This window comes from Streptomyces platensis, assembly GCF_008704855.1.
Taxonomy (GTDB): Bacteria; Actinomycetota; Actinomycetes; order Streptomycetales; family Streptomycetaceae; genus Streptomyces; species Streptomyces platensis.
In genome coordinates this window covers 1,138,687-1,159,980 of record NZ_CP023691.1, presented here as the reverse complement: position 1 = coordinate 1,159,980, position 21,294 = coordinate 1,138,687, and the positions used below count along the sequence as shown (strand labels likewise).

The following is a 21,294-nucleotide window of genomic DNA, read 5'->3' as shown; positions in this document are numbered from 1 at the left end:
CGGACACCGCACCCTCCTCACGTATCGCCGAACGCTGTCCGTCGGCCGGCCACCACAGCGCGCAAAACTCAAGCCCCCTCATGGTTGCTGCCCGAACCTGCACCTACGCATCTCTGGCATGGCCACCTTCACCCGAACAGCCGACGGCCGTTCCATTGCGGCGCCGATCCGTTTATGGGTGTGCGGGGGAACGCCGTGCGGGCGAGAGGGCAAGAAGTCCGCTGGGGCCGGCGCGCGGTCGGGTTCGCTCGCTTCTACGGTGAGAAAAGGTGCTGCCGGTCGTCCGGAGAGGTCTGTGCCGGCCTCCGAGGATTCCGTCGTCGTGAGGAGTGCGTGATGGCCCGCTGCCGGAGAGCGCATTCTCTTTATGGGCGCACTGCTGTGGTGACCGGGGCCGCTCGCGGGGTGGGGAATGCGCTGGCTTGGGAGCTGGCTCGACGGGGGGCCCATCTCGCCCTGCTCGATCATGACGGGGATGCCCTTCGCCGGGTGGCGTCCTCCTTGCCGACCGAAGTGCATTGGTGGAGCGTCGATGTCACTCAGGACGGGGCCATGGCCCGGGTGGCGGAGGCGGTTCGCGAACGGCTGGGGGAGGCGAGTGTCGTCGTGGCGAACGCGGGAATCGCCGAAGGCGGGCCGTTCGCGGAATCCGATCCGATGACATGGCGCCGGGTGATCGAGGTCAATTTGATCGGCAGCGCGATTACCGCTCGCTCTTTCTTGCCGGACCTGCTGTCCACTCGCGGATACTTTCTTCAGGTGGCCTCACTGGCGTCCATCGGTGCGGCTCCGCTGATGAGTTCGTACTGCGCTTCCAAAGCCGGCGTCGAATCCTTCACACAGTCGTTGCGTGCCGAACTCGCTGCGCAGCACGTCCGGGTGGGAATCGCCTATCTGAATTGGATCGAGACCGACATGGTCCGGGATGCCGACCAGTACTCCGTGCTGCGCGAACTCCGTGCCCATATGCCGCCGCCGGCCAGAAAGGTCTACCGCCCGGAGTGGGTGGCCGACCGGTTGGCAACTGCGGTGGAACGGCGCTCGACCGCTGTGTACGCGCCCGCCTGGCTCCGTACTGTGCAGGTGGTGCGCGCCGCACTGCCGATCGTCGTCACACACTTCTCCCGCCGGGAACTCCCACGGCTGGCTGCCCGTACCTCCTTCGAAGCGACGGGTCTGCTCGGGGCTGGAGGGCGAGCGGATGCCGACGCCGCCCTGCGCCGGGCTGACGCCGAAGACAGCCCGCAGTGACCGCACGCGCCCGGCATCGCCGTCCATCGGGGGGCGTTGCGGCGCGAGCCACCTTCTCGGGGGTGAGCTGTATCAGCGCGCGGTCTCTTCCTGAGCGAGGCATTCCCGCAGTCGGGCTGATGTGGTGAAGAGGTGGCCGCGCATGCCGATCGCCTCGGCGGCCCGCACGTTGTCCTGGCGGTCGTCGACGAAGAGGATGCGGCCCGGTTCCTCTCGCAGGGCCTGCTGGCACCACCGGTACGCGTCCGGCTCGGGCTTGGCGTGGCCGATGCGGCAGGAGAAGGCACGTACCTGGAAGTGGTTGAGCCAGGTATGGCGTGCCAGGTAGTAACTCGCCAATTCCTCGGGGATGTTGGAGAGCAGTGCGAGGCGCCGACCCTGTGCCGCGAGCTCTTCGATGAGGGCCACCATGGTGTCGTCGACGGCGCTCCAGCCGGCGATGTCGGCCTCGATCAGCTCTGCGATCCGGTGGTCGTCGAAGTGAGTGCCCAAGCAGTCGGCCACCTGGCGCCAGTAGCCGGGTCCATGTGTTTCGCCGCGGTCGTACGGCGGGCGCAGCGCCCAGTAGGCGTCCCAGAAGGCCGCGGCGGAGACGCCCGCCGTCCGCACCAGCCGGTCCTTGCCTTCGGTGGACTGGGGGCGTGCGATGACGCCGAAGAGGTCGAAGAGCACGGTGCTCATGTGGTCACACCTTCCGTACGGTGACGCCCGCCGCGCTCAGGTGGTCGGCCTGGTCGTCCGGTGCGGAGTCATCGGTGACGACGGCGTGCAGGGCCGGGGCGGGGGCGACGAAAGCGAGGGCGGTGCGGGAGAGTTTGGCGGCTTCCGCGACGGCGATCACGCGACGGGAAGAGGCGATCGCGGCGCGTTTGACGGCGGCGTCGTCCAAGTCGTAGGCGGTCAGGCCGTTTTCGGCGTTCAGTCCGCAGCAGCCGACGATCGCGGTGTCGAAGCGCAGGGCGGCCAGGGATGCCTGGGTCAGGGGGCCGGTCAGCGCCAGTTCGCCCGGCCGGGGCCGGCCGCCGGGTACCAGCAGGGTCAGCTGTGGCGCCTCTGTCAGTGCGGTCACCGCGTGCAGGGAGAGGGGCATGACGGTCAACCGGCGGTGGGCCAGCGCACGGGCCACTTCCAGGCAGGTGGTGCCGCTGTCGAGGACGACGGACTCTCCGTCGGCTACCAGCCGGGCGGCCTCGACGGCAATGCGCCGCTTGACCTCCGTCCCCTCCTGGGCCCGCAGCGCGAACGGCGGTTCCTCGCCGCGCAGCAGCAGGCTCCTGGCGCCTCCGCGGTAACGCTCCAGTACCCCCTGGGAAGCCAGAACTTCCAGGTCACGGCGGATGGTCATCTCGGAAGCGCCGGTGAGCCCGGCCAGCTCCGCGACGCCGATGCTGCCCGCCTCCCGTACCGCCTCAGTGATCTGCCTCAGTCGATCTGTGCCAGCCATAACCCAGATTGAACATCGATCGCGTTCGAATAGCAAGCTTTCGAAAGCTGAACTTGTTCGCTATGTTCGAAGTGTGGAGAGAACACTGCGGCTCGGCCGCCTGGCCACCTTCGCCTACTTCGTCCTGAACGGCTTCCTGATGGGGATGTGGATCGTCCATATCCCCGATATCGAGCACCGCGCAGGGATCAGTCATGCCGTACTCGGCTGGCTCCTGCTGCTGCTCGGCGCCGGAGCCTTCGCCGGTATGCAGCTCGTCGGCCCCCTCACCGACCGCTTCGGCGCCCGTACGGTCGTACCGCTCAGCGCGGCCCTGTGCAGCGCCGGTGTGGTCCTGCCGGGATGGGCGGCGAACGCCTGGACGCTGGGGGCCGCGCTGCTGGTGCTCGGCCTCGGCAACGGCTGCCTGGATGTCAGCATGAACGCCCACGCCATCCAGGTCGAGCGCGGCTACCAACGGCCCGTCATGTCCGCCTTCCACGCCGCCTTCTCCATCGGTGGCGTCCTTGCCGCGCTGGTCGGCGCCCGCATGCTCAGCTGGGGCTGGAGTCCGGTGGCGAACCTCGGCACGGTGGCGCTTTTGGGGCTGGCGATTGCGGTGGTGGCAACCCCTGCGCTGCTCGGGCCCGGCGGCACCGATGTCCCCGAGACCCCTGAGACCCCCGATGGCGCTGCTGCCGCGAAGGGCCGGCGCAGGACCAGGACTCCCAGGCGCATCTGGGGGCTCGCCACTCTCGCGCTGATGGTCATGCTCTGCGAAGGCGTAGCCAATGACTGGAGCACGCTCCATCTGCGCAACGTCCTGGGGGCGCCGGCCGCCACCGCCGCCCTCGCCTACGGGGCCTTCTCCACCGCCATGACCATCGGCCGCCTGCTTACCGACCGGGTGGCCGCGCGTTTCGGCTCGGTGGCCGTGCTCCGCTACGGGGCGTCCGCTGCCGCACTCGGTCTGACCGCGGCGTCGCTCTCCTCCTCGATCCCCTTGACCCTGATCGGCTGGACACTGTTCGGAGCCGGACTGTCCGGTTGCGTCCCCCAGCTCTTCAGCGCCGCGGGCCACGCCGACCCGGACGCCGCCGGCGCCAACGTCTCCCGCGTCGCGGGCCTCGGCTACGTCGGCATGCTCGCCGGCCCCGCGATCATCGGCCCGCTGACCCAGCTCATGCCGCTCCACCTCACGTTCTTCCTGCCCGTGGCATTCTGCGCGGTCGCCGCCGCCACGGCCGGCCTCCTGCGGCCCCGTAACGCCGCCCCCGCACGCCTGGAGGCCGGAGGCGGCGCGACCGATTCCGGCAAGGGCCCGGCCCGTGCAGCCCCTCGTTAGTCGGTGGCAGCGGCCGGCCTGGTGCCGTACTCCGGTGTCTCCCGGGCCGGTAGTCCCCGCAGCAGGCTGTCCAGGAAGAGGTCGAAGCGGAGCGGTGCGTCGCCGAGGAGCCGCTGTTCCTGGGCGCCGAGCCAGGTGACGAGCGCGGTGCCGAACACGTACCAGCTCTGCTCGGCGAGCTCGGGGTCCGCACCGGCCGCACGGAATGCGGCGACGACGGCATCCCGCATCGTGAAGAAGCCGCGCGTGTGCCGGTGGGGGCGGGAGATGCGGGTGGCGTAGCCGGGAATGGACAGGAACTCGTCGTGCGCGGCCCAGGCGAGGCGTCCCAGCCACTCGCGCCACGTGTCGGGTGTCGGTGCGTCGGCGGGAATGATGCGGTCGATGACCGTCTCGCTGATCAGGTCGATGACACCCTCCCGCCCGGAAACCCAGCGGTAGAGGGCGGAGTGCGAGACCTCGAGCCGGGCCGCCAGCTCCCGCATGGACAGCGACTCCAGATCGCCGGAGGAGAGCGCGGCCGCCACGATCGCGCCTCTGCTCAGCCGCGCGGGCGGGCCGGGTCGTTTGCCGGGACGAGTCATGCTCCGGACCTTACCGACCCCCGAGAACGTTCGGTGACGGCCCGCCAGGCTTCGTAGTGACCATTGGTCTCTATTGAGTTAGGGTCGCCTTACTAACTTCTCCGGGTTCTCTGTGTGGAAAGGAGGGAGTGCTGTGTCCGTGCGCACGGAAAGGGACGCGAACCCCCGCAACGGAACGACCCGGCGCCCCGCGAAGGCTGCGACGCCGGGACTGCTCCTGCTGCTCGCCTGCGGTGCGATGTTCCTGGTCATCCTCGACGCCACGATCGTCTCGGTGGCGCTGCCCGCGATCGGCTCCGAACTCGGCTTCACAGCTGCCGAATTGGGCTGGGTGGTCAACGCCTACACCCTGACCTTCGCCGGCTTCCTGCTGCTCGGCGGCCGATTAGCCGACCTCTTCGGCACCCGTCTGCTGCTGGTGACCGGCTTGGTGGTCTTCACCGTCGCCAATCTGTGGTCCGGACTCGCCGCAGATCCGGCGCAGTTGGTGACCGCCCGCGCCGTTCAGGGCATCGGCGGGGCGCTGCTGATGCCCGCCACGCTGACCGTCGTGCACCAGGCGTACGGCGATCCCGTGCGACGTGCCCGCGCGCTGGGGCTGTGGAGCATGGTCGGGGCGGTCGGCGCCGCCGCGGGAACGGTGCTGGGCGGGGTTCTCACCGATGTGTTCGGTTGGCGCTGGGTGTTCGGGATCAAGGTCCCCATCGGTCTGGCCGTTGCCGTCACCGGGTGGCTGATGCTGCCCCGACGAGCCGCCACCGAATCGGCCCCGGCGCGCCGCCGCATCGATGTGATCGGGGCGCTCCTGGTGACGGCCGGGCTCGCGGCCCTCGTTCACGGTGTCGTGACGCTGCGCGCAACCGGCACGCGCGACGCCGCGTTCGGCAGCCTGGCCGGAGCCGTCACGCTGCTCGTGCTCTTCCTTGTCCACCAGGGGCGTTGGGCGCGCGACCCCCTCGTGCCGCTGCGCATCTTCACCAACCGCTCGGTCAGCAGCGCCAACGTCGTCGTCTTCGGTCTGGGCGTCGCCTACCTCGCCAGCCCCGTGCTGCTCGCGCTCTACCTGCAACAGGTGCTCCACTACAGCCCCACCCGGGCGGGATTCGGCTTTCTGCCCTCCGCCTTCGCCGTGATGATCGGTGCCCATCTGTCCGGCCGTCTCACTCCGCGCTGGGGCACCCGCCGCACCGCTGCCGTGGGAACGGCCGTCTCGGCTGCCGGCTTTCTCTGGTTGTCGGGCATCGGAGCCCACAGTGCGTTCCTGATGGACATCGCACTGCCCTCGCTGCTGTTCGGCCTCGGCGCCGGTGTGGCATTCACCCCCATCACCGTGGCGGCCACCGGTGGTATCGACCCCTCGATGACCGGGCTGGCCTCGGGGCTGCTCAACACGACCCGCCAGGTGGCCACGGCACTGGGTATCGCCGTGCTCACCACTCTCGCTGAGGCCCGTGGGGGCGCCCCCGGCTACGCCCTGGCCTTCACGGTGTCAGCGGTAATCACCCTCCTCGCCTCCCTCGCTGCCGCGGTGTGGATGCCGCCCCGCGCCGAACCTGCGCGCTCTTCGGCTGCATGACAGGGCGTTGATCCAACGGTGGTGAGTGCGGATCCGCTCCGACGGTGTCTGATCGGCACCGCTGCGCGGACGGTGGGCGAGGCTGCTGCGCGGGCGGGCGCGGGGCGTGGTGGGGGAGCGAAACGGGCCGTTCTACCCGCTGCCCTTCCGCTCCCGCAGGAAGAAGTCGCTGAAGCGCTGGGTCCGGTCGCTGCGCCGGCTGTCCGACTCCTCTTTCACGATGCCGCACAGCTGCTGTGGTGTGTGCCCGGAGAGGGCCCGGAACTCCCGGCTCATGTGGGCCTGATCGTGGTAACCGCCCAGGGCGGCGAGTTGGGCGAGGGAGGGGCAGCCGCTGGAGGCGATGGCGAGCGTGCGGTGGAACCGGAGGATTCTGGAGACCGTTTGGGGCGGGATGCCGACGTGCTCGCGGAAGAGACCCTGGATGCGTCGGCTGCCGCGGCCGGTGGTGTGCGTCAGCTCGCGTAAGGTCACGCCGCCGTCGCGGGTGCAGAGCAGGTTCCAGACCTCGGTGATCAGCGGGGAGGCCGGCGGGCCGGCCGCGAGCTGTCGGGCGAGGAGGGAGTCGAGAATCGCCCAGCGCCGGGGCCAGTTCGGCGCGGCCGCCAGCTGTTCGGTGATCCTCGTGGTCCAGCCGGTGCCCATCACCTCGTCCGGCTCGACCACCGCCCTCGCCAGGTGGTGCAGGGGGACGCCCATGCAACGGTGGGCGCCGAGCGGGGTGAAGTCGACTTCGACCGCATGACCGGGGCCGAGGTACCCGGCCAGGACGGGGGCGGTCTGGATGCCCGCGATCATGGCGGGCCATCCGCTCGACGGCCCGGCCCGGTTGAGGCCGTCCGTGATGTGCAGAGGGTCACCCCAGCCCAGGAGCAGGGTGACCGCGGCGGAGGGGAGCGAGAGCCGGGGCGGTCTGGGCCCTGCCATCCGGTAGCCGCGATAGCGGAGCACCTGCCCGCGCAGCCACCCAGGCGCGGCGCGGTCGATGCTTTCGCCCTGGTCGCCCAACTCGCCCGCCGCCACGTGCTGCTTCGTCACCCTGGACCACCCCCGTCAACTCCCCAAGCACGATTGCGCTTTCGTACAAGACCCAGGTTGCCCCCGGGGCCCAGGCTGTGGCGGTGCGAACAGTCTCTTTGGGAGGGATTTCTCCATGAAGCTCAGCATTCGGGTGGCCGCGGCCGCCGTGGCGTCGGCGTCGTTCGTCCTGGGCGGGGCGCCAGCCGTGCCCGCCGACGCCGCGACACCGGCCGGGGCGGGCGCTGCTCCCGCCGTCCAGCGGCCGGCCGACGCGGTCGAGACGTACGGGAACATGGCCACCGGGTCCTGTCTCGACGACAGCCAGTACGGCCTGCGCGGCTACGCCTGCAACGGCTCCGTCTTCCAGAAGTGGAACGTGCACAAGTGGGCCGACAACACGCGCCAGTTCCGCAGCCTCGCCACCAATGAATGCCTCTACGACGACGGCGTCACGCTCGACACCCGCTCGTGCAACTCGTCCCGCCAGCAGAGCTGGTTCGTCTTCGTGAAGGGCGACAAGCTGACCTTCCAGAGTCAGGCCACGGGGGAATGCCTGGATGACAGCCAGTTCGGGCTCCGTACGATCCGGTGCAACGGCGGTCTCAACCAGACCTGGCGCTAAGCCGCCGGTGGGCTGGAGGGGGTCGGGCCGGCGCCTGGTGGGGCCCGCGTGCCGGCCCGGTTGGGATCAGCCGAGGTCGGAGACCAGAGCGGCGGCGAGCTCATCCGGACGGGCGGCGAACGGCGAGTGGCTGCCGGGTAGTTCGCGGACCGTGAAGGGGTTGTCGGGTGCGAAGGCGTCGGCCTCGGTGATCATCAGGTCCTGCATGGCCGGCGTGGCAGCCCAGTCCTCGGCCAGCCGGAGGAACGTACGCGGTATGCGCCCCCAGCGGGCGGCCGTCAGGTGAACGGGCGTCGTCACGAGGGCAAGCGGCAGGTCGGGGCTGAGGGCGCGGCGCCAGCGGACGAACTCCTCGGTGGGCACGTCGTGGTAGTAGGTCTGCCGCATGTCCTCGATGTACGAGGGATCGGCTGACAGCGGGTTGATGCGGAGGGCGCCGAGGCTCTTCATGTCGCCGATGCCGAGCCCCCGGCCGCGGGCGGTCGTGGTCTGCTCCGGGGTGCTCAGGTAGTCGGTGAAGCGCGGGCGCCCGGCCGGGACGCAGGCGGAGAGGTAGACGAGCCGGTCGACGAGGTGCGGAGCGGTCTCCGCGGCCAGGGACGCCGGTCCACCGCCCGCGCTGTGGGCCACGAGGACGACCGTGCGGAAGCGTCCGCGGACCTCCGTCAGCGTGGACAGGATGCTCGCGACGCACTCGTCCAAGGTCAGCCCGGCGAGCGCGGACTTCTCCGTGGCGAGGCCCGGTTGCCCGGGAAGCAGATATCCGGAAGGCAGCGGCGCGTCGAAGCCGTGACCGGGCAGGTCCAGCGCGACGCTCGCCGCGCCGCGGTGCGTCAGCGAACGCTGCGTGGCCGCCCAGTGCCAGGAGGAGTGCCAGGCGCCGTGGAGGAGGACGAACAGGGAGTCCGGGGAGGGCGCGTTCATCAGGGACGTCACCTTTGAGGGAGTGGGAGGGAGCGGGACGGAGTACGGGGGGGGGATGGCTCTTGGCCGACGAGGCCCGACGAGGCCCGACGAGGCCCGGCGAGGCCCGGCGAGGCCCGACGAGGCCCGACGAGGCCCGACGAGGCCCGACGACGATGACGACGATGACGACGGCGGCGGCTCGGCTCACGGGAGCCCCGGTGTGGCATGGGAGCACCGGTGCGAACCGTCGTGCCGCTCCATTCCAATCGGTCCGCGACGCGCGGCCAATGCCGATGCCGGACAGGGGGAGGCGCGATACCTCACAGGTATGGGGCAGGGGCTCTGATTACGCTGGGCGTATGGAAGCCCGTCATCTCCGCTACGCCCTCGCCGTGGCCGAGCACCAGCACTTCGGGCGGGCGGCAGCGGCCCTGGGCATCGCGCAGCCGCCGCTCTCCCGCCAGATCGTGGACCTTGAACGGGAGGTGGGCGAGCGCCTCTTCGACCGCACCCCCCGGAGGCGTGTTTCCGACCGCGGCGGGGACGGCGTTCCTGACGCCGGCGCGACGGGCGCTCTGCGAGATGTCGGCCGCGGCGGTCGAGGCCGGTCGCGCGGCGCGGGGGGAGACGGGCCGACTGCGTCTGGGCTTTATCGGCTCGGCCCTGCTCCAGTTCCTGCCGTCGGTCCTGCCGCCGTTCCGACGGGACCACCCGGACGTCCGGCTCGAACTGCGCGAGATGTCGACTGCGCGCAGCGCCGCCGCCCTGATCAGCGGCGAACTGGACCTGGCCATCGGACGGGGCGCCCCGCGCGGGCCGGGTGCCGAGGAGCTCGTCTCCGTCACCGTTGGCCGGGACCACCTGGTCACCGTGGTGGGTATCGGCCACCCCTACGCCGGCCGGAAGACGGTGGGACGGACACAACTCAGCCGCCAGCACCTCATCGTGGCGCCGGTGGATGACGAACCGGCCACCTACGCGGGCTTGCGCACCTTCCTCGGCGACGACGCGTCGGCTCTCGACACCGCCACCGAGGCGAGGGACCTGCACACCATCATCGGTCTGGCCGCGTGTGGGGTCGGCGCGGGCCTCGGCCCGTCGTGCATGCGCGCGGTCGCCCGGCCCGGCACCTGGTTCTGCGACGTGACTCCGCGGACGCCGCTGCCCGACCTGGTCCTGTCCTACCGGGGCGACGAACGCTCCCCGGTGCTCGCCGCGTTCCTTGCGGAGACCCGGCGTCGATCCACGGTGGGTGCTCGGCCGGGCCGCACGAAGAGGAGCGCGCGCAAGGGGCCCGGGGCGAGCGACTCCCCTTAAGGGGCGGCTGGCGAGCTTACGGCCGACGTCCCCACGCGGAGATCATGGGGGCCGTGGCCAGATCGAGTTGACCGGTGGCGACGTTGGCCAGGTGACGGTCGATCTCCTCGTCGGTGGCCAGTCCGTTCCCGGCCAGCTGGTGGCGGATCTGCCGGACCGTCGCGTCTTCCAGCACGGCACAGGCCGGCGAGGTGATGGGGAAGTACGCGTCGGCCTGGACCTGGTCCAGCCCGGCTTCGCGTAGCACCCTGGGCAGGGTCCGCCCGTACGCGAGGTCCGCGCCGCGTGCCGCCATCAGGGTGCGGAAGCCGGACCGCAACCGGTTGGCGAGCTGTTGTTCGGGGCCCGACTCGTCGGGGCACAGCAGTGGCTGCAAGGCGGGGTCGGCGTCCTCCAGGAGCAGCCAGCCGCCGGGCCGCAGCGCCTGGATCATCCGCCGCAGGGCCTCGGCGCGGTCGGCGACATGCACCAGGACCAGCCGTGCGTGCACGAGGTCGAAGCCGCCGGGCGGCGGCGGATCGGCCGCCACGTCGTGGGAGCGCACCTCGATCACACCGTCGGCGATATCGCAGGTCCAGGACACATCGATATCGGTGGCGAGCACCGTGCCCGTCGGACCGACCCGCTCGGCGAGCCCGAGGGGCACGGAGGGACCGCCGGCGCCGACCTCCCAACACCGCATGCCGGCACCGATTCCGAGCCGGTCGATATGGCGGAACGTCACGGGGTCGAACAACTCGGAGAGCGCGCCGAAGCGGATTCCCGCCTCCGACTGTTGGTTGTCCAGAAGGTATCCGCGGTCGCTCTCGCGTTCAGCCATGAGGCGATTCTGGCAGAGGATCGCAGGACGGACTCGACGAGGAGAATCCGCTGGTGTGCGTGGGACACACTCACACCCCCCTCGGCCCGGTCCGTGCGCGCGAAGAGGGTGCTTCAGCGGCTGGCGCCATCCCCCAACGCCCGTGCCCAACCCTTCAGTTGGTGGTCATCCAGGCCGGTGCCCAGCCAGTCGTGGTCGAGGTCGGCTCCCGGGAGGGACGGTACGACCGCGACGTGCAGTCCGGCGGCACGGGCCGCAGCGATGCCGGTGGCCGAGTCCTCGAAGGCGACAGAGCGCTGCGGGGCCGCACCGAGTGCCTCGCATGCCATCAGATAGAGGTCCGGTGCGGGCTTGGGGGAGGCTACCTCGTCGGCGGCGAACGTGTGCGTGAAGTGAACGGCGAGGCCCGCCGATTCCAGTGCCGTGTCCAGCAGTTCCCGGGGGCTGTTGCTGGCGACGGCTATGGGCACGGCCGCCCGGCAGGCGCGCACCAGCTCCGCTGCTCCGGGGAGGGCGGCGGCTCCCGCGGCCAGCTCCTTGCGGACTCGTTCCAGGAGCTCGGCGGCGAGCTCGGCACCGGCGCCGGGCCGCCCGAAGTAGTCCGCCATGGCCGCTGCCGAGGCCTCCACGGTACGGCCGATGACCAGCGCTTTCTGTTCGGGGCCGAAGGAGTGGCCGTGCGCGGCGAAAATGGCCGCTTCCGCGATGGTCCAGCAGACCTCGGTGTTGACCAGCAGACCGTCGCAGTCGAAGACCACGGCCTCCGCGCTGGTGGGGAGCGAGCGCATACGGGTGCCCTTTCACTTCTGGTGAGTTGGTTGCCTGTTGCCGCGGCCGTGTCTCATTCCCCGAGCGCGAGCCGGACCCCGAAAGCGGCGATGACCGTACCGGTGAGGCGGTCGAGATAGCGGCGCGCCGTGGGCTGTTGCAGGCGGTCCCGGAGCACATGCCCAAGGGTGATCAGTAGACCGGCCCATAGGACGGCCAGCAGGATGTGGATGCCGGTCAGAAGCACGCCCGCGGCGAGGTGCGAGGTGTCGGCGGGGAGGAACTGCGGGAGCACCGCGACATAGAAGGCGCCCATCTTCGGGTTGAGAAGGTTGGTCGTGATCCCCTGACGCCAGCCGCCGGGCAGGGAGTCGCCGGATCCTGATCCGGCTTCGGCCCCGCTCCCAGGTATCTCCGGTGCCTCGTTCCCCGAACGGCGCCAGGAGGCCCACAGCAGCCTGCCGCCCATCCACACCAGGTACGCGGCCCCGGCCCAGCGGAGAATCTCGTACGCGAGGTGGGACGCGGTGAGCAGCGCGGTCACACCGAGCGAGGTGAGGATGCCCCAGATCAGGGTGCCGCTCTGGATACCGAGGACCACGCCCCAGGCACGCCGGCGGTGCCCGAGCGCGGCAGTGCGCAGGATGAGGGCGGTGTCCAGCCCGGGTGTGAGGGTGAGGAGTCCCACCATCAAGGAGAAAGTCCACAAGGCGTCGATGGCGATCATGAGCGCTCACGATACGTCCGGAGCCATGGAACGGCTACATTTCTGCCCGGTATCGGGCAGGGATTGCACTTTTTGGTCGCTTGGCGCGTGGAAAGCGGTCCGGGCCTCCAAGCGGCTGAAGGCCGTTGTTCCACCACACGGCACAGGGCCACGGCCTCCGTCGGCACCCCGCCACTGGCCTTGAGTGCGGTGTGGCGCGCCCGCCCCGACCGCCTGCGGTGTGCGATCAGGAGAAGATCGCGTGCACCTGATCGACTGCTTCCGGCCCATAGCCAACCGTGCCCACGGGGACCGCGCCGTCGATCGCCTCGATGACGCGCCCGGCCCAAACGGGCCCGAATCCACCGCAGAGCTCGATCAGTTGTACGCCCTCGCCCACCAGGCGGCGCGCCACCTCAATGGCCTCCTCGGGCTTCTCCACCCCCACGAGGACAGTGCGGCACTTGCCTGTGTCCACGACGCTGACATCGCCGCCGGTGCCGCTGCCGGCCGCCGTGTAGATGAATCCCCAGTGTGTGAGCGCCATGTGCTCGGACCTCCTGTGACCGTCGAAGCCACCAGCCAAACAGAACCGGGGCAAAGACGTCCCGGATCGGAGGTGACCCATGTGTGATCCGCGCCTCACACCGCCTGCTCCCTGAGGGGCAAGCCACGGTCTTCGTCGGCTGGATGTGCTCGGCCCACCCCGCCAACCGGCCCACGAAGTCCGACGGCCGGCGCTCAACACGTACCAGGGGCAAATCGGAATATTTCGGTGTGCATGATCCTAGAGTGGCCTGGTGAACGGTGGCCGCCCAGTAAGGGATGACGAGGGGAGCGCGGTCCGGCTCCTGGCGTTGGCCGACGGAGTGTTCGCCATCGCGATGACGCTGCTGGCGCTGGACATCGCGGTGCCCGACGGGCTGGACTCCGCCAGGTTCGCGCAGGCACTGAGCGATGTGATGCCCAAAGTCTGGGCGTACGTCCTCAGTTTGGTGGTCATCGCGGCATTCTGGCGGGGTCACTACGAGACGTTCCGGTACGTGCGGGACGTGGACGGCACGATCATCAAGCTGGTGCTGCTGGGCCTGGGGCTGATCGCCCTGATGCCGTTCCCCACCACTCTGCTGGCCGAGTACGGGGGCGAGCCGCAGTCGGTGGCCGTCTACTCCGGCGCCGTCGCGGCCATGGGCGCCACGCAGCTCGCGCTGACGATCGTGCTGTGGAAGCGCCCATGGCTGGGGAGAGCGGTACTGTCCGACCCCGTCGCGCGCAACGAGGTGGTCGACCTCGCGGCGACGGTGCTGGTCTTCGCCGTAGCCATCCCGCTCGCCTTCGTCTCGCCGACGGGCGCGAAGCTGTGGTGGGCGGTGCTGATCCCGATCAGAGTGCTGACGGGCAAACGGGGCAAGCGCCTGCGCGCGGACGCTCAGCGGCCCGGCGCCTAGCAGGACGTGATGCACCCGCGCGCGTCCGGGTGAGCGAGGGAGCAGGGGCGCTGCGCAGCGCCGTTCGGTCGAGGGGTGCTCCAGGGCCGCACCCTCCGCGCCAGAGTCGCACCCACCCTCCAGGCGAGCGACCACGAGCCTCAGGTCATCCGACTTTGCTCTTGACGCCCGTAGGCTGCCCGCGCTGACCATTCCTCCCATTCCTCACGAAAGGGGCTGCTCATGACCTCTCGCCTCAGCCCGTACATCAGCTTCTCCGGTGACGCGAAGCAAGCCATGGAGTTCTACAAGGAGGTTCTCGGCGGCGACCTGTCCGTCAACACCTACGGTGCTTTCGGCTCCGAGGCGCCGCCCGGATACGCCGACAAGATCATGCACAGCCACCTCGAGACCGCCGGCGGATTCACCCTGATGGCCGCCGACAACCCGCCCGGGACCGAGCACAAGCCCGGCAACAACTTCGCGGTGAGCCTGACCGGCGACGACTCGGACAAGCTGCGCGGCTACTGGCAGAAGCTGTCCGCGGGCGGCACCGTGGCCGTACCCCTGGAAAAGCAGATGTGGGGGGACGTGTTCGGCATGTGCACGGACAAGTTCGGCATCACCTGGATGGTCAATATCAGCGAGCAGTAGAGCTGATCCGGATGCCGGCGCGTCGGCGCTCCAACCGGGGCACCGACGCGTTGTCCATGTCCGAGGCCGGCTCGGGCGCACATCCGATGGTGCCCGGCCGACCGTCCCTGGCCGGGGGGCGCGCGTGATGCGGGGGCTAGAGGCTAGGGACGTTACGTCAGTGCGCTGTTGGCGGCATCGAGGATGTTGCGGAAGGTGCGGGTGATCACCGGCCCCGCGACGTGGCGGGTGAGGAAGGGGCCGAGCAAGGGGACGGGGATCTCGGCGCGGGTGGTCCAGCGCACGTGGGTGCCGCCGTCGACCTCGGTGAAGGTCATGCGGCCGAGTTCGTGCCGGGACGGCGGCAGGCTGCGTTCGACGACGTACTCGGTGGCGTACGGCGGGTCGTACTGGGTGATGCGTTCCCGGAACCAGCCGATCAGCCAGAAGTGGCTGCGCACCGCACCGACTCCATACGGCGCGGACTCGCCGTGCCGGGTCAGACGGCAGCGCAGAATCAGGGGCGAGGCCGTGTAGTTGGTGGTCGTGGTGAGCCAGGTGAACACGTCCTTGATCGGGGCGGCGATGACGCGTTCCACGGTCATGGTTTCCACAGCGGGTGACCTCCTCGGTCGAGTGGGAGCACCGTCTCGGCGCGGTGCAGCTTGTCCGGGTTGCGGACGCCGTAGACGCCGGTGATCCGTCCGTCGTGAATCTCGAACGCGACCAGCCAGTCGAGTGCATCACCGTGACCGCACCCAGGCGGTTGAGACCCTGGCGGGTCACGACGCGGACCAGGTAGGCGCGCGGATGCTCGACCTTGGCCGGATCGACCGCGCGCCACCGCAGGTTGCCCCCTTTCTTCGGCTACCCATCGAGACACCGCACGTCAGCGAACTGTGACAGTCCGCCGTGGTGATTCGCTTCACAACGGACATTCAGCGCTGTTGATCACTGCGCTACTTACTGATCCGCGGGTCTTGGTCACGCCGGGCCTCGGGCCCGCGATCCGGGAGTTGCCGACCCGGGTTGTGGCTGTTTTTCCTTCAGGCGTTCGGCGAAGCGTGACCCTGCTGCCACCAGGACCATGAGAACCGCGGTGCATCCGCCCAGCGACATGACCGCGGATGGAGAGGTGCGGTCCAGGACGATGCCCCCTACGAGTGCACCAATAGAGAACGTTGCCTGGAAGGAGGCGGTGAACAGGACCGATGCCGCTTCCGGGGCATGCGGTGCCGCCTTGGAGAACCAGGTCTGCGACGCGACCGGAACGGCGCCATACGCCATGCCCCACACGATGAGCAGTATCACTGCGCCGGTCTCCCAGCGGCCCAACGCTGGAAGCAGGAGAGTCACCGCGGCGATCAGGCCGGCCGCGAGCCCGAAGACGGTCCGGGGATACCGGGCCACCCAGGCGCCGCCCAGGAAGTTGCCGAGGATGCCGGCGGCGCCGTAGAGCAGCAAGAATGTAGTGATCAGGGCACCGCTGGCGTGGGTGACCTGTTCCAGGAACGGTGTCACGTAGGTGTAGGTGCCGAAGTGAGCCAGCACAACAAGGAACGTCAGCAAGAGTGCGAAGCGGGTGTTGACGCTGCGGAGCATGTCATTGAGGACGCCCAGCCGAGTGACCTGAACCGGAGGAAGCGGCGGTACGAGCAAGAACAGCATGACCAATACGCCGACCGTCAGAGCTCCTATGACGATGAAGGCCGTTCGCCATCCGGCGAGATCTCCGATGAGGGTGCCGGTCGGCACACCGAGGACGGATCCCAGCGGGACGGCAGAGAAGATCACAGCAGTAGCCCTGCCGACCGAGGCCGGCGGCACCAGTCGTTCCGCCAACCCCGCCCCGATCGACCAGAAGCCGCCGATCGTGATCCCCACCATGATCCGGGAGGTGAGTACGAGCCAGAAGTCCGTGGCCGCGGCGGCAAGGAAGTTCGCCAGGGCCAGCAGGAGCATGAAAGCGCACAGCATCAGTCGGCGGTCGAAGCGTGCCGTGGCCGCGGTGACCAGTGGAGCCGCGACAGCCGCCAGGAAGCCGGGCATGGTCATCATCAGGCCGGCCACCCCGTCCGAGACGGTGAAACTGGATCCGATCGAGGTCAGCAGACCGATCGGCAGGATCTCGGTGGTGACGATGGCGAAGATTCCCAGCATCACTGAGACCACGGCCGGCCAGCCCATCAGCGGGAGCCGAGGGGATAAGAGTGGGCCGTTGACTGAAGCGGTAGTGGTAATCGGCATGGCATTCCGTCCTGTGAAAGGCAGCGCGTTGCGCGATCAGTCCAGCAGGCTGCGCCGAGAGATGGCTGGCAGGTTTGCGCCTGCACCCTTGCCCTTCACGGGTGATGTCGCATACCCGCCGACAATGGCCCACGCAATGCAATGTCTTGGTCCCCGCAGCGGAGCCGGCAGGGCGACCTGAGCACTCTGACGACATGGGGGCTGCACCATGGATCGTGCAGGACCGGGACGCGGCGAGCCGCAGGGTGGTGGATCGTGGTGCGGCCGGGGCCGCGTCGCCTCTCGCCCGTGTCCATCCGCGTCGCCGCAGGCATCTATGCGTCACTATGTGCGGAAACATCCTATTTGCCTGGAGGTCGGCATGAGCCGTGATGATCTTCCGTATCCAGAGACCGGGCTGCTCCTCACCCACTTCCTGACGGTGGCCGACGTGGCCCGATCCCGCGCCTTCTACGCCGACGTTCTGGGCGGTGAAGTGGTGCTCGCCGAGAATCCCTGCATCGTCAAGCTCGCCAATGGATGGATCATCATGAACCCCGGCGGCGGGCCGACCCCCGATAAGCCAGACGTCACCCTGCGCCCGCCCACTGACCCGCACACGGTCAGCAGTTTCCTCAATATCCGCGTCGCCGACATCGGGGAATGCCACCGGCAGTGGAGCGCCAAGGGAGCGGAATTCCTCACCCCGCCCCTCGACCGCAAAGCCGAACTGCGCTGCTATCTGCGAGACCCCGACGGCTACCTCATCGAAGTAGGACAAGCCACCGGTATGCAGCAGGGCGTCTTCGCCGACCCGCCCGCCGGCAACAACTGACACCGACGGGCCGAGAACGAGGCCGTCTGCTGCGAAACCCAAGGCGAAACGGTCCATGAACGAAGCTCAAGAAGCGGCGCGGCCTGGCCACGCGCTACGACGAGACCGCCACCCATTTTCCTCGCTGGCCTCCACACCGCCGGCATGGTCCTCTGCGGCCGGCAAGGATTTCCAGAAGAAGCGCCCTAGACCTTCGATCCCGGCTTCCAGTCCTGGGCGAGGAGCCCGAGCAGCACCTCGTCCATGAACTCGCCCATCACCCAGGCCGAGGAGCGCATCACACCCTCGCGGACGAAGCCGTTGCGCTCGGCGGAGCGCAGCATCGCGGTGTTGTCCGACAGCGTCTCGATCTGTAGCCGCTGTAGGCCGCGCACGATGAAACCGTAGTGGCACAGCGCCGCGACCACGTCCGTGCCGTAGCCCTTGCCGCGCGAGGACGGCAGCAGCCCCAGCCCGATGTGCGCGGCCCGGTTGTGGTTGTCGATGCCCCACAGTGTCGCGGTGCCGATCAGCGTGCCGCCGTCCAGCTCCACCACGGAGAACGGGACGAGCCCTTGCTCCTTGTCGTCCACCACGAGCCGCGGATCCTTCGAGCCGGGCGTGATCGGTCGCCACGGCCCGCCCTCGGCCCGCGAGGCGTTGACCACGTCGTCGTAGAGCTCAGCCCGCAGGACCGGAATGTCGTCCTCGTGCCGGGCCCTCAGCCCGACCTTGTTGCCCTTTAGCATGCAGGCTTCTTATCCAACCGGGCTGGCCTGCGCAAATGAATTTGAGGCCAGCTCGGTTGGTGGAGTGGAGGTAGCAGATGAGGGCGACGGCGAGGCCGACGAAGGCCAAGGGGGAAGTGCCCGGCTTTGCGAGACAGCGCGCTGCGTCAGCCGAGGGTGACCGAGCCGCCCTTGACCGTCACCTTGGCGGGGGCCAGGCCCTTCGTGGCGGGACCGGTCTTCACGCTGCCGTCGGTGATGTCGAACTTGCTGCCGTGGCACATGCAGTTGATGGTGCCGCCGGAGACCTCGCCGACGACGCAGCCCGCGTGGGTGCAGATCGCGGAGAAGGCCTTGATGTCGCCGTCCTGGGGCTGGGTGACGACGACCTTCTCGCCCTTGAAGATCTTGCCGCCGCCCTTGGGGATCTCCGACGTCTTGGCGAGGGCGGGGCCGCTGTCCCCACCGGCGGACCCGTCGGCCCCGCTCCCTCCGGCGCCGCCCGAACCGTTGTCGCCGCCTCCGCCGCTCGTCTCCTGGGCGGCCTGATCGTCACCTGCGGCCTTGGAGTCCCCGCTCCCCGCGTCCGACATGCTGCCGCCGCAGGCCGCCAGCGCTGCCGTGAGACCGGCCGCGCCGACCGCCGCGACGACGGCCCGCCGCCCCGCCCCACGTCCCTCCGGCGCCGGGCCGGCCTCCTCCGCTGCGGTCACCGCTGCGGTCTCCGTCCGCTCCGACGCTGCCTGTCGAGCCATGGTGTGCCTCCGGTTCTTGGTGGTGCCTTCGGTGCGCGATGTGCTCCATGGGCGTTGTACAAGGTCCATACGGAGCCACCGCCCGGCGCGTTCAATGCGGGGGTGTGCCACCCGCAGGAGCGGACCTCGGGCGGCAAGCTGTGACGGTGGGAGGTGGGCGGTGGGAGGTGGGCGGTGGGCGGTAGAGAGGCCCTAGCCGCCCGAAGACCGCCCGGCCCCCCCCACGCCCGTCACTCCTTGCCGGCGCCCCCCTCCAACGCGCTCATCAGGAAGTCCCGCTGGAAGTGCAGCAGCTGTGCGTTGACCGCGTCGTCGGCCGGGAGGTGAGTGGCGCCGGGCAGGGGCAGCACGCTGTGTGGTTTGCCCGCTGCGAGCAGTTCGGCCGAGAAGCGGAGGGTGTGTGCGGCCGCCACATTGTCGTCCGCGAGGCCGTGGACCAGCAGCAGCGGGCGGCTCAGCAGATGGCCGTGGCCTATCAGGGAGGTGCGCTCATAGTTTTCCGGCTGCTCCTCCGGGTGGCCCAGGTAGCGCTCCTTCCAGTGGGTGTCGTACATCCGCATGTCGGTGGGCGGGGCACCGGCGACCGCCGCGTGGAAGATCTCGGGGTGGTACAGCACCGCGGCCGCGGCCAGGAACCCGCCGAAGGACCAGCCGCGGATCGCCACCCGTGTCAGATCCAGGTCGCCGCACTGCGCCGCGGCCGCCCGCAGCGCGTCCACCTGGTCCTCCAGCGCCGGGCCGAGCTGGTCGCCATGAATGGTCTTGTCCCAGGCCGGGCCACGGTTCGGGGTCCCGCGCCCGTCGGCCGCCAGCACCGCGAACCCCTGCTCGGCGAACCACTGCGAGACACAGGTGAACCAGTCCCGGGCCCGTCCTACGACCTGTATGCTCGGCCCGCCGTACGGGTCGAGGAGTACCGGCAGCTTTCCGGTGCCCTCCTCGTGCCACGACGGCAGGTAGAGGACGCCGCGCAACTTGCGTTCGCCGAGCGTCAGATGGACCGGTCGCGGGGTGATCGAGGGTTCCTCGGCGAGCGAGGTGAGGGCCTGGTACGGCGGGTCGCCAGCCGCCCCGTCACCCCGTAGCACGCCCACCTCGTGGCCCCGTGGGGTCAGGCCCGCCAGGACGAGCGTGCCGCCCCGCGCCGCCCCCGTATACCTGCCGGGGTCCCGGCTCAGCCGGCGGAGGTCGTGGCCGGGCTCATGGCACCACACATGGGTCTCCAGCGGGTCGTCGCTCGCGGTGAACAGCACCCGCTCGCCCTCCACCCCGAGGACCGCGCACAGCTGTAGCCCCTCCGGGGTGACCCGTTGGCCGCCGACGGTCAGATAGCGGGTGTCGCCCTCGTCCTCGGGGAGCACCAGGGCACCCGACGCCGTACGGGCCGGGGTACCCGTGAGGATCTCCACCCAGGCGGGGTCGGTCCGCTCATGGAGCACTTCGGTGGCGCCGGTCTCCGGATCGACCGCGAGCGTGCGCATGGTGCACTGATCGCGGCTCTGCACGGTGACGAGCGGACCGTGCGCGTCCCAGCCGGCCGCCACGACGTACTCGTACGCCTTACGGTCCCACTCCACCTCGACCCGCTCGCCCTCCAGCGAGAGGAGCTCCAGGGTGACCTCCGCGTTGGCGGTGCCGGCCGCCGGGTAGCGGATCGCCTGTGGAGGCTTCGCCGGGTCGGCCGGATCGCTGAGGTAACGCCGTTCCACGGGGCTGGTGTCGACCCTGGCCACCAGGACGTGGCGGCTGTCCGGCGCCCACCAGTAGCCGCGCGACCGCCGCATGGATTCGGCAGCGGCGTACTCGGCGAGCCCGTAGGAGATCTCCGGGTCCTCCGCACGGGCCAGTTGCCGGTCGGCGCCGGTCAGATCGACGACGTGGAAGCAGCGGCGGCTCACATAGGCGATGTACCGGCCGTCGGGGGAGGGGCGGGGGTCGACCACCGGACCGGCCGCGGGGACGGAGAACGGTGTGCCGCCGTCGGTACGCACCGCCCACAGGGCCCCCGACAGCGCGAACGCCACCAGACGGGCCGCCTCATCCGTCGCGTACGACACCACTCCCACCGACCGCTCACGGGCGCGCTCCCGGCGCAGCCTCTCCTCCTCGGGGACCGTCCCGGAACCGGCCCCTACCAGGAGCGCCGGATCGGCCAACAGCCTTTCCGAGCCGTCCTCGTACTGCCACAGTCGGCCTATCGGATCGGCGCCCGAGCCCGTGCGGACGAAGAGCACCCGGCGGCCGTCGGGGGAGACGGTGAAATGCCTGGGAACACCTAGGGAGAAGCGGCGGGTGCGGGCGAACTGGCGGGGAAAGTCAACGGAGTTCGTGGACTGCTCGGATGGCAGGGTGCTGCTGTGCAAGATGCTGTCC

21 protein-coding genes and 1 pseudogene are annotated in these 21,294 nt (G+C 69.8%); 8 read left to right on the top strand and 14 right to left on the bottom strand.

The features are described from left to right. Nucleotides 1-336: 336 nt before the first annotated feature. On the top strand, nucleotides 337-1,251 hold the full coding sequence (locus CP981_RS04760; protein ID WP_085927427.1) for an SDR family oxidoreductase: 915 nt from the start codon (nucleotides 337-339) through the stop codon (nucleotides 1,249-1,251). 72 nt (nucleotides 1,252-1,323) lie between these two features. Here CP981_RS04760 and CP981_RS04755 read toward each other — a convergent pair whose 3' ends face one another. After that, nucleotides 1,324-1,932 (bottom strand): HAD family hydrolase, encoded by a 609-nt coding sequence (locus CP981_RS04755; protein ID WP_085927428.1) that lies wholly within the window; start codon nucleotides 1,930-1,932, stop codon nucleotides 1,324-1,326. Between the two features lie 4 nt (nucleotides 1,933-1,936). Beyond that, nucleotides 1,937-2,695, bottom strand: coding sequence for a DeoR/GlpR family DNA-binding transcription regulator (locus CP981_RS04750; RefSeq protein WP_085927446.1), 759 nt, complete (start codon nucleotides 2,693-2,695; stop codon nucleotides 1,937-1,939). Between the two features lie 73 nt (nucleotides 2,696-2,768). On the opposite strand from CP981_RS04750, the gene CP981_RS04745 reads away from it, so the two are divergent. Next, nucleotides 2,769-4,019, top strand: coding sequence for an MFS transporter (locus CP981_RS04745; protein WP_244329557.1), 1,251 nt, complete (start codon nucleotides 2,769-2,771; stop codon nucleotides 4,017-4,019). On the opposite strand, the gene CP981_RS04740 is transcribed toward CP981_RS04745, so the two are convergent. Beyond that, nucleotides 4,016-4,603: a TetR/AcrR family transcriptional regulator gene (locus tag CP981_RS04740; RefSeq protein WP_085927430.1), complete on the bottom strand. Its 588-nt coding sequence runs from the start codon at nucleotides 4,601-4,603 to the stop codon at nucleotides 4,016-4,018. The genes CP981_RS04745 and CP981_RS04740 overlap by 4 nt on opposite strands. Nucleotides 4,604-4,736: 133 nt before the next feature. Here CP981_RS04740 and CP981_RS04735 point away from each other — a divergent pair, with 133 nt between their 5' ends. After that, nucleotides 4,737-6,179: a DHA2 family efflux MFS transporter permease subunit gene (locus CP981_RS04735; protein WP_208852893.1), complete on the top strand. Its 1,443-nt coding sequence runs from the start codon at nucleotides 4,737-4,739 to the stop codon at nucleotides 6,177-6,179. 132 nt (nucleotides 6,180-6,311) lie between these two features. Here CP981_RS04735 and CP981_RS04730 read toward each other — a convergent pair whose 3' ends face one another. Continuing rightward, nucleotides 6,312-7,217 (bottom strand): helix-turn-helix domain-containing protein, encoded by a 906-nt coding sequence (locus CP981_RS04730; protein WP_244329556.1) that lies wholly within the window; start codon nucleotides 7,215-7,217, stop codon nucleotides 6,312-6,314. Between the two features lie 115 nt (nucleotides 7,218-7,332). Between CP981_RS04730 and CP981_RS04725 the strand changes: the two genes are divergently transcribed. Further along, a complete protein-coding gene (locus CP981_RS04725) occupies nucleotides 7,333-7,821 on the top strand; it encodes an RICIN domain-containing protein (protein WP_085927431.1) in 489 nt (162 codons plus the stop codon). A 66-nt stretch (nucleotides 7,822-7,887) separates the two neighbouring features. On the opposite strand, the gene CP981_RS04720 is transcribed toward CP981_RS04725, so the two are convergent. After that, complete coding sequence (locus tag CP981_RS04720) at nucleotides 7,888-8,745, bottom strand: alpha/beta hydrolase (protein WP_208852892.1); 858 nt, start codon at nucleotides 8,743-8,745, stop codon at nucleotides 7,888-7,890. A 341-nt stretch (nucleotides 8,746-9,086) separates the two neighbouring features. On the opposite strand from CP981_RS04720, the pseudogene CP981_RS04715 reads away from it, so the two are divergent. After that, nucleotides 9,087-10,044, top strand: a pseudogene (locus tag CP981_RS04715) (LysR family transcriptional regulator). Between the two features lie 16 nt (nucleotides 10,045-10,060). Here the strand turns inward: CP981_RS04715 and CP981_RS04710 are convergent. The 4 genes from CP981_RS04710 to CP981_RS04695 form a co-directional block, all read right to left on the bottom strand. Further along, a complete protein-coding gene (locus CP981_RS04710) occupies nucleotides 10,061-10,864 on the bottom strand; it encodes a class I SAM-dependent methyltransferase (protein ID WP_085927432.1) in 804 nt (267 codons plus the stop codon). Between the two features lie 113 nt (nucleotides 10,865-10,977). Then, nucleotides 10,978-11,652, bottom strand: coding sequence for an HAD family hydrolase (locus CP981_RS04705; protein WP_085927433.1), 675 nt, complete (start codon nucleotides 11,650-11,652; stop codon nucleotides 10,978-10,980). A gap of 53 nt (nucleotides 11,653-11,705) precedes the next feature. Further along, nucleotides 11,706-12,359: a LysE family translocator gene (locus tag CP981_RS04700; RefSeq protein ID WP_085927434.1), complete on the bottom strand. Its 654-nt coding sequence runs from the start codon at nucleotides 12,357-12,359 to the stop codon at nucleotides 11,706-11,708. Between the two features lie 226 nt (nucleotides 12,360-12,585). Beyond that, complete coding sequence (locus CP981_RS04695) at nucleotides 12,586-12,885, bottom strand: DUF6506 family protein (protein ID WP_085927435.1); 300 nt, start codon at nucleotides 12,883-12,885, stop codon at nucleotides 12,586-12,588. A 250-nt stretch (nucleotides 12,886-13,135) separates the two neighbouring features. Between CP981_RS04695 and CP981_RS04690 the strand changes: the two genes are divergently transcribed. Further along, nucleotides 13,136-13,786, top strand: coding sequence for a TMEM175 family protein (locus CP981_RS04690; protein WP_244330005.1), 651 nt, complete (start codon nucleotides 13,136-13,138; stop codon nucleotides 13,784-13,786). A gap of 222 nt (nucleotides 13,787-14,008) precedes the next feature. Then, entirely contained in the window at nucleotides 14,009-14,419 is a 411-nt protein-coding gene (locus CP981_RS04685; RefSeq protein ID WP_085927436.1) for a VOC family protein, read from the top strand. A 152-nt stretch (nucleotides 14,420-14,571) separates the two neighbouring features. Here CP981_RS04685 and CP981_RS04680 read toward each other — a convergent pair whose 3' ends face one another. Both CP981_RS04680 and CP981_RS04665 read right to left on the bottom strand, forming a co-directional pair. Further along, a complete protein-coding gene (locus tag CP981_RS04680) occupies nucleotides 14,572-15,012 on the bottom strand; it encodes an SRPBCC family protein (protein ID WP_085927437.1) in 441 nt (146 codons plus the stop codon). Between the two features lie 370 nt (nucleotides 15,013-15,382). Then, a complete protein-coding gene (locus tag CP981_RS04665) occupies nucleotides 15,383-16,645 on the bottom strand; it encodes an MFS transporter (protein WP_244329555.1) in 1,263 nt (420 codons plus the stop codon). A 361-nt stretch (nucleotides 16,646-17,006) separates the two neighbouring features. Here CP981_RS04665 and CP981_RS04660 point away from each other — a divergent pair, with 361 nt between their 5' ends. After that, the gene (locus CP981_RS04660; RefSeq protein WP_167536056.1) at nucleotides 17,007-17,459 is read left to right on the top strand and encodes a VOC family protein; all 453 of its coding nucleotides are present in this window, start codon (nucleotides 17,007-17,009) and stop codon (nucleotides 17,457-17,459) included. 185 nt (nucleotides 17,460-17,644) lie between these two features. On the opposite strand, the gene CP981_RS04655 is transcribed toward CP981_RS04660, so the two are convergent. The 3 genes from CP981_RS04655 to CP981_RS04645 all read right to left on the bottom strand — a co-directional run bounded on the left by CP981_RS04655 (nucleotide 17,645) and on the right by CP981_RS04645 (nucleotide 21,284). Continuing rightward, entirely contained in the window at nucleotides 17,645-18,187 is a 543-nt protein-coding gene (locus tag CP981_RS04655) for a GNAT family N-acetyltransferase (RefSeq protein ID WP_085927440.1), read from the bottom strand. Nucleotides 18,188-18,333: 146 nt separating this feature from the next. Further along, nucleotides 18,334-18,921, bottom strand: a complete 588-nt coding sequence (locus CP981_RS04650) for a Rieske (2Fe-2S) protein (protein WP_167536055.1) — start codon at nucleotides 18,919-18,921, stop codon at nucleotides 18,334-18,336. A gap of 230 nt (nucleotides 18,922-19,151) precedes the next feature. Further along, nucleotides 19,152-21,284: a prolyl oligopeptidase family serine peptidase gene (locus CP981_RS04645; RefSeq protein WP_244329554.1), complete on the bottom strand. Its 2,133-nt coding sequence runs from the start codon at nucleotides 21,282-21,284 to the stop codon at nucleotides 19,152-19,154. Between the last annotated feature and the right edge of the window lie 10 nt (nucleotides 21,285-21,294).

Excerpts from the sequence above, each read along its gene's own strand:
- CP981_RS04760 (WP_085927427.1), top strand. The coding sequence starts at position 337 with ATGGCCCGCTGCCGGAGAGCGCATTCTCTTTATGGGCGCACTGCTGTG.
- CP981_RS04755 (WP_085927428.1), bottom strand. The coding sequence starts at position 1,932 with ATGAGCACCGTGCTCTTCGACCTCTTCGGCGTCATCGCACGCCCCCAG.
- CP981_RS04750 (WP_085927446.1), bottom strand. The coding sequence starts at position 2,695 with ATGGCTGGCACAGATCGACTGAGGCAGATCACTGAGGCGGTACGGGAG.
- CP981_RS04740 (WP_085927430.1), bottom strand. The coding sequence starts at position 4,603 with ATGACTCGTCCCGGCAAACGACCCGGCCCGCCCGCGCGGCTGAGCAGA.
- CP981_RS04725 (WP_085927431.1), top strand. The coding sequence starts at position 7,333 with ATGAAGCTCAGCATTCGGGTGGCCGCGGCCGCCGTGGCGTCGGCGTCG.
- CP981_RS04720 (WP_208852892.1), bottom strand. The coding sequence starts at position 8,745 with ATGAACGCGCCCTCCCCGGACTCCCTGTTCGTCCTCCTCCACGGCGCC.
- CP981_RS04710 (WP_085927432.1), bottom strand. The coding sequence starts at position 10,864 with ATGGCTGAACGCGAGAGCGACCGCGGATACCTTCTGGACAACCAACAG.
- CP981_RS04705 (WP_085927433.1), bottom strand. The coding sequence starts at position 11,652 with ATGCGCTCGCTCCCCACCAGCGCGGAGGCCGTGGTCTTCGACTGCGAC.
- CP981_RS04700 (WP_085927434.1), bottom strand. The coding sequence starts at position 12,359 with ATGATCGCCATCGACGCCTTGTGGACTTTCTCCTTGATGGTGGGACTC.
- CP981_RS04695 (WP_085927435.1), bottom strand. The coding sequence starts at position 12,885 with ATGGCGCTCACACACTGGGGATTCATCTACACGGCGGCCGGCAGCGGC.
- CP981_RS04685 (WP_085927436.1), top strand. The coding sequence starts at position 14,009 with ATGACCTCTCGCCTCAGCCCGTACATCAGCTTCTCCGGTGACGCGAAG.
- CP981_RS04665 (WP_244329555.1), bottom strand. The coding sequence starts at position 16,645 with ATGCCGATTACCACTACCGCTTCAGTCAACGGCCCACTCTTATCCCCT.
- CP981_RS04660 (WP_167536056.1), top strand. The coding sequence starts at position 17,007 with ATGAGCCGTGATGATCTTCCGTATCCAGAGACCGGGCTGCTCCTCACC.
- CP981_RS04655 (WP_085927440.1), bottom strand. The coding sequence starts at position 18,187 with ATGCTAAAGGGCAACAAGGTCGGGCTGAGGGCCCGGCACGAGGACGAC.
- CP981_RS04650 (WP_167536055.1), bottom strand. The coding sequence starts at position 18,921 with ATGGCTCGACAGGCAGCGTCGGAGCGGACGGAGACCGCAGCGGTGACC.